The sequence below is a fragment of the Gluconacetobacter azotocaptans genome (genome assembly GCF_014174355.1).
Classification (GTDB): Bacteria; Pseudomonadota; Alphaproteobacteria; order Acetobacterales; family Acetobacteraceae; genus Gluconacetobacter; species Gluconacetobacter azotocaptans.
This window is the reverse complement of sequence record NZ_JABEQF010000002.1, coordinates 169,231-181,280: the sequence shown is the minus strand read 5'-3', so window position 1 is coordinate 181,280 and position 12,050 is coordinate 169,231. Positions and strand designations below refer to the sequence as shown.

Below are 12,050 nucleotides of genomic sequence, written 5' to 3'. Positions count from 1 at the left end.
CCATGCCGCGATGGTAGGACAGTACCGGCGCGATCAGCGGAAAATATCCCGAAGGCTGGTATCCGACGGCCCGGCAGGCGGGGTCGCCCGGCGCAGGACCGCGAACATCTCCACCAGGGTGGTGCCGCGCGCGAGATCGGACGATCGGACGGACGCACGCTCCGCCGTCGGGGGCGGGGCCGCCGGGGCCGGGGGCACGACGCCGGAGGGCAGGCCGGCAAGGCCACCAGGACCATGCGCCGCATCGGAAGGAGCCGACGCCGGGAAGGAAGACCCCGGGGCCGCCGCGGCGGCCAGGCCCGACAACCCGCCGCCATCGCCCGGCGCGGGCGGCGGCTCGATGCCGCCCAACCCCGCCAGCACAGGCGAAGGGTCAGCGGGCACGGCCGACGACGCAAGGGATTTGGGGTAAATCCGGTCGAGATTGTCGAAGGCGCGATAGGGAAACAGCGGCTCGCCCACCGCAACCCGCAAGCCCGAGACGTCTGTGCCACCGGCATCGTTCATGCCGCTCGGCGCCGACGACGGCAACGCGGCATTCAACAACGGGAAATCGGCGTCGGTATCGTTTGCCATAGAGGCACCCCTGAAACACCATCTATCGAGAACCGGCATCACGACCCGACAACCGCTATAGCCGCATCAGGCTGGACACCAGCCCTTCTTCACGGATTGACCGGCCGGCGCCACCCGTCCCGATATCACCCGGATATCTTCATCCTCGCCGCATTAAAGCTGCTTAGCAATCCATGAAGATCCAGGGCCAAGTTAAGATGATCCGGGACCAAGGTAAACGGATAGCAAATTTTTTTTCAACGTCTAACCAGCCGACTGCAAGAGCCGGAGATCGGTAATCGGTGGCCGTTTCGCACGTCGATCATCCCCCTGACGCCGCCGCGCGCATGACGCCGGCGGCCAGCCCGTCCTGCACCAGCCGCGACAGCAATGTCAGCGAGGCGGAATAATAGTTGGTGTTCGCCTCCATCGCCGGAAAGTCCGACGGGTCCGCCAGGCCGCAGGTGACGCCCAGCGCGTGGAAGCCGGGCGGGGCGCCATAGGGCGCGTGTTCGCCGGTCTTCAGATCGACCCAGGCCGGCAGGCCGGCCGTGCTGCCCCATGCCCCCCAATATCGCCGCAGCGATGCCCGCATCGGCGCGTCCAGCATCCCCGCCCATTGCAGGTACAGCGGCACGCGGATGGCATCGTAGGAAAAACGGGGCGGCCATGGCTGCGCGATTCCCGGCACGCCGCCGACCCTGGGCAGCGACAGCCAATCCGGCGGCAGGTTCCACCGCCCGAATCGCCCCTGATGCAGCAGGCGCCGCCCGTCGCGCACCACCCGCATCCACACGCCGGCATCGTCCAGCAGCGCCCCCGCCAGCAAGGACGGCATAATGTAATAAGACGGGTTCAACACGACATGGGTGGGGAAGGTAAACCCGTACAGGCCCGGCAGCAGCACGCTGTAGGCCCCCACCTGAACCACGACTTTCTGCCGCAACGCGGCATAGATCGCACAGGCGGCATCGGTCAGGTCCTGCCGTCCCCAGCGGTCGCCGGCCAGGGTCAGGGCCAGCGCGATCAGCAGGTCGCCGTCCGTCGCGTTCTCGCTTTCCGGCACATGGTTCGGCGCATCGGGCAGGTAATGCCAGGCGTGCAGCGCATCGTCCCGGCGACGCAACGTCCTTTCCGTCCAGTGAAACAGGCTGTCGAACGTTTCACGATCGTCGAACGCCTGCGCGAACAGCATGCCATATCCCTGCCCCTCGGTATGGGAGACATTGCCGTTGCCGTTATCGATCACCCGCCCGTCGGCCGAAACGAAGTGCCGCCGGTAGAAATTCCAGTCATCGATGCCGGCGGCGCGCGCGGCGCGGCCCCCGGGCGGCAGGGTCGCCATCGCTCCCCCCGCTACCGCTGCCAGAACGTGACGCCGGGCCAGAAACGCTGTCATCGGACCTCTGTTATCCCTCATGTCCGGGGCCGAAGCCCCGAAAAAACGCCGGGCGCCGTGGCGGACCGTCCCGTGAGACGGTCACGGCGCTCCCTTGCCCCCAGGATCGCACGCCATGTCGGCGTCAGCATTACCTCAATCGGCGCCGCCGGCCAAAATCGGCCACCGATCATCCCAGCCGCCGCGCCGGACGCCAAGGGGACAGCTCGGATTTCAGTCGTTAGATTTATCTTGAATTATATCTTTCGATATGTATATCGTAAGACATGTTTAGAGATCATATCCCCCCCCATCGCTTTCATTCCATCCTGCACGCCATCGGCCGCCGCGGCGGACGCCACGGTTTCGGCCGCGGCTTCGGCGACAGCTTCGGCCGAGGATTCGGCGGCGGCGATTTCCCCACCGGACGCAAGCTCGGCTCGGAAGACCTCCAACTGGTTCTTCTGGCCCTGCTGGCGGAACGTCCCGCCCATGGCTACGAGATGATCCGCCTGCTGGAGGAACGGTCCGGCGGCTTCTATACGCCCAGCCCCGGCATGATCTATCCGGCCCTGACCTACCTGGACGAGATCGGCTACGCCGCCGTGACGCAGGACGGCAACCGCAAGCTCTACACCCTGACCGAGGCTGGGCGTGCCCACCTGGAGGCCTACCGCGCGCAGGCCGATGCCATCCTCGATACGCTGGCACGGATCGGCGGCCGCATGGCCGAGGTGCGCGAGGCGTTCGCGGGCGTCGACGCGGACGACCCCCAGGCCGCCGACGAACTGCATCAGGCCCGCCACACCCTGAAACGTGCCCTGATGCGCAAGCGCGGCTGCTCGCCTGACGAGGCCCGCCGCATCGCGCAGATCCTGGCCCGCGCCGCCACCGAGATCGCCGGCGGCGCCGGCTGATCCCTCCCGTCCCGCCCTGGCAAAGGCCGCCCGCCATGAACCTTCTCTTTCGCACGCCGGTGCGCGTGCGCCACCCCCTGCATCTGCGCCCCGTCCAGGTCGCGCGCGTCGAGCAATTGTCGCCGCGCATGCGCCGCATCATCTTCACCGGCACGGCCCTGGCTGGCTTCACCAGCGCGGCGGCGGACGATCATGTGAAACTGTTCTTCCCCCCGGCCGGGTCGGACCAGCCCATCCTGCCCGGTGCGGGCGGCGCGGACGACGGGCCGCCGCCCATCAGCCGCGATTATACGCCCCGGCGTTTCGACCCCACGACGGGCGAACTGAGCATCGAATTCGTCCTGCACGGCGACGGCCCGGCGACATCCTGGGCGGCGCAGGCCCGGCCGGGGCAATGGCTGGGCGTCGGCGGCCCGCGCGGGTCGGTCCTGATTCCCGACGATTACGCATCTTATCTGCTGATCGGCGACGAAACCGCCCTGCCCGCCATCGCGCGGCGGCTGGAAGAACTGCCGCCCGGCACCCGCGTCACCGCCCTGATCGAGGTGGCCGACAGCCAGGAGGAGCGCCGCCTGCCCAGCGCGGCCGACGCCACCATCGTCTGGCTGCATCGCAACGGCACCCCCGCCGGCCTGTCACGAGTAATGGACGACGCGCTGCGCGGGGTATCCCTACCCACGCGCGACGTCCATGTCTGGATCGGGGCCGAGATCGAGACCGCCCGCCGCCTGCGGGCCTACCTGATGGCCGACGAGGCCCTGGACCGCCGCCAGATTCGTGCGGCGGGATATTGGCGGCGGGGCGCCTCAAACGGCGGCGCCCGGATCGAGGACCCCCAGGCGGAAAATACCTGATCCGGGCGGCGCCTGATATTCGCCCGGTTCCATCGTCCCTCAGGGGCCTGCGGTGACGGCGCGGCGATAGGCCAGGGTGGCGATGGCGGTGTCCTGGATGCCCGTGCCGGTCAGGTCAGCGACCGTGATCGCCCCAGCCTCCACACGCCCCGGCTGGTGTCCCGCAATGATGGCGCCCAGTTCATGCAGGGGCCGATCGGCAGGCACCAGGCCGTCCGCCAGCGCGCGGCGCAATTCCCCCAGACGCCGGGTCTGCGCGAGAGTATCCGCGACATAGGGGGCGGCATCCGCGACGATGCGCGGATCAAGTTCGTTCTTGTGCTCGGCGTCCGACCCCATCGCCGTCACATGCTGGCCGGGCTGCAGCCAGTCGCGCCGCAGCACCGGCTGGGTGGCCGGCGTCGTGGTGACCAGAATATCCGCCCCCTCCGCCGCCACAGCCGGATCGTCGACGGCGACGACCGGAATGCCAAACCGCGTCGCGCACCATGCGGCAGTCTCCTGCGCCTGTTCGGGACGCCGCGCCCAGATCCGCGCGCACTCGATCGGGCGGACCAGGGTCAGGGCCTGAAGCTGCAGGCGGGCCTGCACGCCTGCGCCATAAATGGCGGCAATACGGGAGTCCGGCCGGGACAACCACCGTGCCGCCACACCGCCGGCCGCGGCGGTACGCAGGTCGGTCAGGTATCCGTTATCCAGCAACAGGGCCTCGGTCAGACCCGTGCGGGCGCTCAACAGCACCATCAAGCCATTGAGACTGGGCAGGCCCAGCGCCGGATTACCGAAGAAACCGGGGCTGATCTTGATCGCGAAACTCTCGATGCCGGGGACATAGGCGGTCTTCACATCCACCTCACCCCGGTCAGCTATATCCAGGCGCAGGATGTCGGGCATGGCGACCGGCAGCGTGGCCAGCGCAAGGAACGCCCCCTCGATCGTGTTCACAACGTCCAGATCCAGCGCCATCAGATGACGCAGATCGGCTTCCTTCAGGATTTTCATGACAGGATTCCATCCGCCCCGGGATATTCGTCCCTGGACGTTTCATCGGTGACGATCCGCAGATGCCGGGTCATGTCGATATTCCGGCCCGAGACCACGATCGCAATCGGGCCGGCCGACCGGACCCGGCCAGCCAGGACGGCGGCAATGCCGACGGCACCCGCCCCCTCGACGATTTCCTGCTCGTGCAGGTACGCGTGCCGGATGCCATCGGCGATTTCTGCTTCGGACAGCAGTACGACCTCGTCCAGGCCTGCGCGGACCAGCTCGAATGTATGGCGGTTGGCCAGGCCGATCCCCCCGCCCAGAGAATCCGCCAGGGTCGGCAGTTCGCGTACCTCGACGGGCCCGCCGGCCGCCAGGCTGGCATGCATTGCCGCACCGCGCGTCATGCTGACCCCGACCACGCGAATCGACGGCTGCAACGCCTTCGCCGCCATCGCGATCCCACCGGCAAGACCACCGCCCGACAGCGGCACGACCAGTGTCGCCGTATCGGGCCGGGCCTCGAGGATTTCGACCGCGATCGTGCCCTGCCCGGCGATCACCCGCGCATCGTCGAAGGGCGGCACGGGTGACAGTCCGTCCTGGACCACCAGACGGTCGACCTCGTGCTGTGCATCGTCCTGCGACTGCCCGACGATCCGCACGTCAGCCCCCAGCGCCCGCACCGCATCCACCTTGTTCGCCGGCACCAGTTCCGACATGCAGACGACGCAGCGCAGGCCCTGTGCACGCGCGGCATACGCCAGTGCCCGGGCATGATTGCCGGTCGAGGCGGCGATAACCCCGCGCGTGGCGGCGCCAGGGTCCAGCATCAGAACCGCGTTCGTGGCGCCGCGCAGCTTGAAGCTGCCCGTCGTCTGGCGGCTTTCGAGCTTCAGCAGAACCTCGTGCCCGCACGATTTGTGCAACGTGGGCGACGGCGGCAATGGGGTCCGGACCACGTGGCCACGCAGGCGCGCACACGCCGCGATTACGTCGATAAGCGCGGGATGATGCATCGCCTTCACTCCTTTCCCCATCACCGGGCCCATTGTCAGCCGCGCGCCAGCTCGTCCATCACCTGCCGGACGGCGGCGGACGCGATCGCGATCATGTCGTCGACCTCGGCTTCGGTCATCACCAGCGGCGGCGCAAAGCCCAGGATGTCGCCATGCGGCATGGCCCGGGCGATCAGCCCGCGATCGCGCGCGGCCTGCGAAATCCGCGCCGCCACCTTCAGCGACGGGTCGAAGCGGGCCTTCGTGCTCCGGTCGGCCACGAATTCCAGGGCACTCATCATGCCCACGCCCCGAACCTCGCCCACGATATCGAGCTGCGAAAACGCAGCCGCCATCTGCCGTTGCAGATAGGCGCCGGTCGTTCGGGCGTGTTCGGTCAGGTTTTCCTTTTCGCAGATATCCAGAACAGCGTTCGCCGCCGCGGCTGCGATGGGATGGCCGGAATAGGTATAGCCATGTGAGAACGATCCCACGCGGTCGGCACCGTCCTCCATCACCTTGAATACCTTTTCGCTGACGATCGCGCCTGACAGCGGAACGTAGCCCGACGTCAACCCCTTGGCCACCGTCACCAGGTCGGGTTCCATCCCGTAAAGATGGGACCCGAACGGCGCGCCCGTCCGCCCGAAACCGCAAATCACCTCGTCGGCGATCAGCAGAACGTCATGGCGACGCAGGACGGCCTGGATCTCGCGCCAGTAGCCGGCGGGTGGCGGAGTGATGCCACCGGTACCCAGAACCGGTTCGGCAATGAAGGCGCCCACCGTCTCCGGCCCCTCGCGCTCGATCAGGGCGTTCAGTTCGGCCGCGCGACGACGGGAAAAGGCTTCTTCATCCTCGCCCGTCTCGGCATTCCAGTAATAATGCGGCGATCCGGTATGCAGGACGCCGCCGTACGGCAGGTCCATGTGGTCGTGATAGAAACTCATGCCCGTCAGCGAGCCCGAGAAGACCGAGCAGCCATGATAGCCGCGCTGGCGGGAAATGATCTTCTTCTTCTTCGGCAGCCCGCGCAGGTTGTTATAGTACCAGACCAGTTTCGCCTGGGTCTCGTTGGCATCGGAGCCAGACATCCCGAAAAAGACCTTGCTGGCCTTGCCAGGAGCCATGCGGACCAGCCGGTCGGCCAGAATCGCCAGTTCATCGGTCGTGTGGGCGGCATAGGTATGATAATAGGCCAGCTGGTGCGCCTGCCGCGAAATAGCGTCGGCGACCTCGGTGCGGCCATAGCCGATATTGACGCAGTACAGGCCGGCAAACCCGTCGATCAGTTCCCGCCCGGTCGCGTCCTGGATCCGCACGCCTTTGCCGCCGGTGACGATGGTCGGATCGCCTGCCTTGCCGGATGCGAAATCCTTGAGCTGGGTAAACGGGTGCAGCACGCTTGCACGGTCAAGGGTCGAGATGTTCGCAATATCTGTCATGTTCTCTCTCGCTTACGCTGCCAGATCGCCGAGGCAGACATATTTGGGTTCCAGGAATTCGGTCAGGCCATGACGGGATCCCTCGCGCCCCAGGCCCGACTGTTTCCAGCCACCGAACGGAATAGGCGATCCTGTGAAGGATGCCGTGTTGACGCCAACCATTCCGTATTCCAGACGATCGGACACGCGTGTCGCGCGCCGCAGTCCGTCCGTATAGACATAAGCCGCAAGCCCGCTTTCGCTCCGATTTGCGCGGGCAATGACCTCGTCCTCCGTGTCGAAGGGCAGGATCGCCGCCACCGGTCCGAACGTTTCTTCACGCGCAATCAGCATGTCGTCCGTCACGTCCGCCAGCAGCGTCGGCATGACGAAGCGCGGGGTGGGACGCGCGGCCTGATCGCCGACGATCAGGCGCGCGCCCCGCCTTGTCGCGTCGTCGATCTGGCCCAGGCATTTTTCAACCACCGACCGGGTTGTCATCGGCCCGATGTCCGTTCCTTCGGTCAGGCCATGACCAACACGCAGGGCGGCGACTGCGCGGCCCATGCCCGTGACGAACGCGTCGTAAACACCGCGCTGGACATAGATCCTGTTCGCAGCCAGACAATCCTGGCCCGACGTCGCGAATTTGGCCGCCATACCCCCCCGGACCGCGAAATCCACGTCCGAATCGTCAAAAACGATGAATGGCGCATGCCCGCCCAGTTCCATCGACACCCGCTTGACCGTCCGCGCCGCCCCTTCCAGCAGCAGACGGCCGATCGCGGTGGAACCCGTGAAGGACAGCGCGCGCACACGCGTATCGTCCACAAGCTGCCCGACCAGCGGCGCGGGCGCGCCGCAGACCACCTGAAACAGCCCGGCCGGCAATCCGGCCTGCTGCGCCAGTCGCGCCAGCGCCAGAGCCGACAATGGCGTTTCGCACGCCGGCTTCACGATCACCGGGCATCCCGCCGCCAGGGCAGCCGCCGCCTTGCGCGTGATCATGGCGCTGGGAAAATTCCACGGCGTCACCACGGCTACGATGCCGACGGGCTGCAGGCGCACGCTCAACTGGCTGGCCACCTTGTGAGAGGGAATCGTCTCGCCGTACGCTCGCTCGCCCTCGGCGGCGAACCAGTCGACAAACCCCGCGGCGTACATAATCTCGCCGCGGGATTCCGCGAGCGGCTTACCCTGCTCGCACGTCACGATCGTTGCCAGATCTTCGATATTTTCACGTATCAGGGCAGCCCATCCGCGCAGCAGGTCGCCCCGCACCGCCGGAAGCACCGTGCGCCACACCCCGAACGCGGCGTCCGCCGCATCTATCGCGCGCGCCATGTCGGAAACGTCGCATTGGCCGACGGACGCAATCACTTCCCCGGTCGCCGGATCGCAGAGTTCGGCCCGGCGCATGCCGTCTTTCCAGATTCCGTCGATATAGGACGCCCCCGCGATGAAATCATGCCTTCCGACATGTCGCAGACGCTCTCGCGCAAGACCGATCACCCAGACCTCCGTGCCCTGTCGAAACGACGTCCCGGCCCTTGCCGGATCGCCAACAGAATGATCATAGTGGCGAAGCCTATCCGTTTTTCGTCTTTATGAATCAATACGTCGGTGATTTTCCTCTATTTTATCTTCAACCTCACATAATTCCTGCGCCATAAGGACAGAATCATGCAATATGATCATATCGATGCACGCATCCTGGAAATCGTGCAGAAGAACAATCGCCTGACGTCCGAGGTCATCGGCGACATGGTCGGACTGTCGGCCACCGCATGCCAGCGGCGCCTGAAGCGGCTGCGCAGCACCGGTATCATCGAATCGGATGTCTCGATCGTCTCGGCCCGCGCGGTGGGGCGCCCGATCCAGATGATGGTACTGGTCACGCTGGAGCGCGAGCGCTCGGACATCGTCGACCGATTCAAGAAGGCAATCCGCAATACGCCGGAAGTCGTCAGTGGATTTTACGTAACAGGCGAAACCGATTTCGTCCTCTATGTCACCGCCTGCGACATGGAGGATTACGAACAGTTCACCCGCCGTTTCTTCTACGAAAATCCTGACATCAAGGGGTTCAAGACCCTTGTCGTGATGGACCGCGTCAAGGCCGGCTTCGCCATGCCGATCGTCCTGCCCGACCAGGAGCAGCCCGTGTAGGAACGGTTGCATCACCCCCCAATGTCACATATTTCATGCGCAATCTCCGCCATACGCGCATAATTTAATTATTAAATTGACATATAATAGTTATTTCCTGCGCTTCCTCGCCGTTATTCTGATTTCGTTATGATGACGTGCTCGCAACACTCCGGGAGTGGACAGCCGTCGAAGTCGCAAACGGCCGATACAGAGCCATCATTCACGGTTAGATCCTCATGTCGTCGACCAGACAGACAAAGTAACGGCCTGCGCAACTTCGCCCATTCCGTGTGATGCGCGCCGCGCGGCGAGCCGCGCGCGCCCCCGGCACGCCCCACCCATTATTGACGCTTCTGATAGAAGGATATCGCCCATGAAACGAGGGGGCCTGGCCTACCACATGATCTGCACCACCCTGTTCGTCTCGGCATGGAGCCTGGAAGGACGGGCGGCCGGCCCTGTCGTCCACGCGGCCGGCACGCCTCACCGGTTGGTCCACGCCGCTTCCCCCGCGTCGCGTCGCTCCGCCCTGGCGAAAGCCTCGGACGAGGAGGTCGGTATCGTCGGGCGCCACGTCTCCCACGGGCCGGAGCAGGTCGTCACCGCGGCGGAGATCGCAAAATTCGTTCCCGGAACCAACCCGCTGAAGGTCATCGCCCAGCAGCCCGGCGTCCTGCTGACCGCCGCAGACCCGATGGGACAGGACAGCTGGGGGACCCAGCTCTATGTCCGGGGCTTCTATCAGAACCAACTCGGCTTCACGCTGGACGGTATTCCTCTGGGCGAACTGACATACCGAAATTACAATGGCCTGGGCATCAACGCGGCCATCATTCCCGACAATATCGGTCGCATGAGCGTCTCGCAGGGCGCGGGCTCGGTCGATACGCCCAGCACGAACAATCTGGGCGGCGCCATCCAGTTCTTTTCGATGGATCCGACCGACCGGCGCCAGTTCGACGTCAGCCAGACATTCGGCAGCAACGACGCGTTTCGTACCTTCATCCGGGCGAACAGCGGCAAGCTGACGCCGTCGGGCACAAAATTCTATGTGTCCTACGCACGCAGCGACAGCGACAAATGGAAGGGACATGGGCCGCTGTTCGACCAGAAGGTCAACGCCAAGCTGGTGCAGCCCCTGGGCGACAACAGCCGCATTTCCGCCTTCTTCGATTGGGATGACCAGCAGTATCTCAGCTACCAGGACCTGTCGCTGAACTATCTTCATACGCTGGGACCGCGCCTGGACAATTTCTTTCCGGACTATCGGGGCGCCTATCTGGCGGCCCAGGGAACCTACCAGAACGGCCAGCAACTGACGAACGATCCGCTGGATGCGATGTTCTACGATTCAAGCGCCATCACGCGCGATTACCTGGGCGGCCTCAACGCCCATATCGCCCTGACCAATCGCCTGACCTGGGATTCGACGATCTACGGCCATTCCAACCTGGGATGGGGCGGATATGCCAGTCCGTTTGCGTCCTCGCCGAACGGCGCGCCGCTGCGATATCAGGAACATGAAGGATCGCTGGCCCGTTACGGTTTCACGACCGGCCTGACCTACGACATCGCACACAACACGATCGAATCCGGAATCTGGTATGAAAACAACCAGTATTCCATGAATTATTTCGCGTATGAGGAGCCGCTTCTGGGTCAGGGTGCGCCACTGAACCCGCTGTCGCTCAGCAGCTTCAGGAACCCGATCGGCGAATTGTGGGGCACCACGTACAACACGAACACCTTCCAGTACCACCTCCAGGACACCTATCATATCCTGCCCAACCTGTCGCTGCATGCCGGCTTCCGGTCGATGCTGGTGACGACCCGTGGGGGCGCCACCTACAACGACGCGGCCTATACCGGCCAGGCCGTCCTGCCGTCCGGATCGCTGACGACCGCGGCGGCCTTCCTGCCGCATATCAGCGCAAACTGGGAATTCCTGCCCGGACATGAACTGTATTTCGACATCTCGGAAAACCGGCGTTCCTACGCCCAGGGCGGCTATCAGATGGGACAGGCCTGGGGTGTGACCAACCAGGCGACGTTCCAGCAACTGCAGAAGACCATCAAGCCCGAATCCGACTGGGCGTATGAACTGGGATATCGTTACAATTCGCAACTGATCAGTGCATCGCTCAATCTTTACCGTGTCGACTTCTCGAATCGTCTGCAATCCCTGGCCTCGGCGTCGATCATCAATCCGGTTTCGACCATGGTGGATGTGGGATCCGTCACGATGAACGGCGTCGATGCCGGCCTGACGATCCGCCCGATCCGCAATCTTTCGATCTACAACAGCGTCAGCTACAACCACTCTACATACGGATCGAATATCACCACGGGCGGCGTAACCTACGACCTCGCCGGCAAGAACGTGGTGAACTACCCGAGCTTCATGTACAAGGCGAGCGCCGATTACACCTACGGCCCGGCATCCGCCCATTTCGACGTCAACTATATCGGCCGTCGTTATTTCAGCTATATGAACGACACCTCGGTCCCCGGGTACTGGGTCGCGAACCTGGGCGCCAAATACCAGTTCGGCAAGCACGGAATTTTCCAGAATCTGTCGCTTGAATTCAATGTCTATAATCTTTTCAACGCTTCTTACATCAGCACGATGGGTGAGAACGGAAACCCGTTCATGGGGGATTACCAGTCCTTCATGATCGGCGCGCCACGGCAGTTCTTCGGGACGATCCGCGCACGATTCTGATCCCACGCGTCTCCGCCTGGTTGACATGCCTCGCGGAGGCGACACGATTGATACGCTGGCAGGA

10 protein-coding genes are annotated in these 12,050 nt (G+C 64.5%); 4 read left to right on the top strand and 6 right to left on the bottom strand.

The window, feature by feature from the left end; genetic code table 11:
- Positions 1-33 precede the first annotated feature (33 nt).
- Both HLH34_RS02990 and HLH34_RS02985 read right to left on the bottom strand, forming a co-directional pair.
- Positions 34-576: a hypothetical protein gene (locus HLH34_RS02990; RefSeq protein WP_183118122.1), complete on the bottom strand. Its 543-nt coding sequence runs from the start codon at positions 574-576 to the stop codon at positions 34-36.
- Positions 577-877: 301 nt separating this feature from the next.
- Positions 878-1,954, bottom strand: a complete 1,077-nt coding sequence (locus HLH34_RS02985) for a glycosyl hydrolase family 8 (RefSeq protein WP_183118121.1) — start codon at positions 1,952-1,954, stop codon at positions 878-880.
- 266 nt (positions 1,955-2,220) lie between these two features.
- On the opposite strand from HLH34_RS02985, the gene HLH34_RS02980 reads away from it, so the two are divergent.
- The gene (locus HLH34_RS02980) at positions 2,221-2,850 is read left to right on the top strand and encodes a PadR family transcriptional regulator (protein WP_183118120.1); all 630 of its coding nucleotides are present in this window, start codon (positions 2,221-2,223) and stop codon (positions 2,848-2,850) included.
- A gap of 35 nt (positions 2,851-2,885) precedes the next feature.
- Entirely contained in the window at positions 2,886-3,704 is an 819-nt protein-coding gene (locus HLH34_RS02975) for a siderophore-interacting protein (RefSeq protein ID WP_183118119.1), read from the top strand.
- Positions 3,705-3,743: 39 nt separating this feature from the next.
- Here the strand turns inward: HLH34_RS02975 and eutC are convergent, their stop codons facing one another.
- From eutC to HLH34_RS02955, 4 genes are read right to left on the bottom strand one after another with little or no spacing between them, the layout of a single operon-like run.
- A complete protein-coding gene (eutC, locus tag HLH34_RS02970; RefSeq protein ID WP_183118118.1) occupies positions 3,744-4,706 on the bottom strand; it encodes an ectoine utilization protein EutC in 963 nt (320 codons plus the stop codon).
- Complete coding sequence (eutB, locus tag HLH34_RS02965) at positions 4,703-5,710, bottom strand: hydroxyectoine utilization dehydratase EutB (RefSeq protein WP_183118117.1); 1,008 nt, start codon at positions 5,708-5,710, stop codon at positions 4,703-4,705. The genes eutC and eutB overlap by 4 nt, the downstream gene beginning before the upstream one ends.
- Positions 5,711-5,745: 35 nt before the next feature.
- Entirely contained in the window at positions 5,746-7,134 is a 1,389-nt protein-coding gene (locus HLH34_RS02960) for an aminotransferase (protein ID WP_183118116.1), read from the bottom strand.
- A 12-nt stretch (positions 7,135-7,146) separates the two neighbouring features.
- The gene (locus tag HLH34_RS02955) at positions 7,147-8,625 is read right to left on the bottom strand and encodes an NAD-dependent succinate-semialdehyde dehydrogenase (protein ID WP_183118115.1); all 1,479 of its coding nucleotides are present in this window, start codon (positions 8,623-8,625) and stop codon (positions 7,147-7,149) included.
- A 171-nt stretch (positions 8,626-8,796) separates the two neighbouring features.
- Between HLH34_RS02955 and HLH34_RS02950 the strand changes: the two genes are divergently transcribed.
- Both HLH34_RS02950 and HLH34_RS02945 read left to right on the top strand, forming a co-directional pair.
- The gene (locus tag HLH34_RS02950) at positions 8,797-9,282 is read left to right on the top strand and encodes an Lrp/AsnC family transcriptional regulator (RefSeq protein ID WP_183118114.1); all 486 of its coding nucleotides are present in this window, start codon (positions 8,797-8,799) and stop codon (positions 9,280-9,282) included.
- A gap of 355 nt (positions 9,283-9,637) precedes the next feature.
- Positions 9,638-11,986: a TonB-dependent receptor domain-containing protein gene (locus HLH34_RS02945; protein WP_240161625.1), complete on the top strand. Its 2,349-nt coding sequence runs from the start codon at positions 9,638-9,640 to the stop codon at positions 11,984-11,986.
- Positions 11,987-12,050 lie beyond the last annotated feature (64 nt).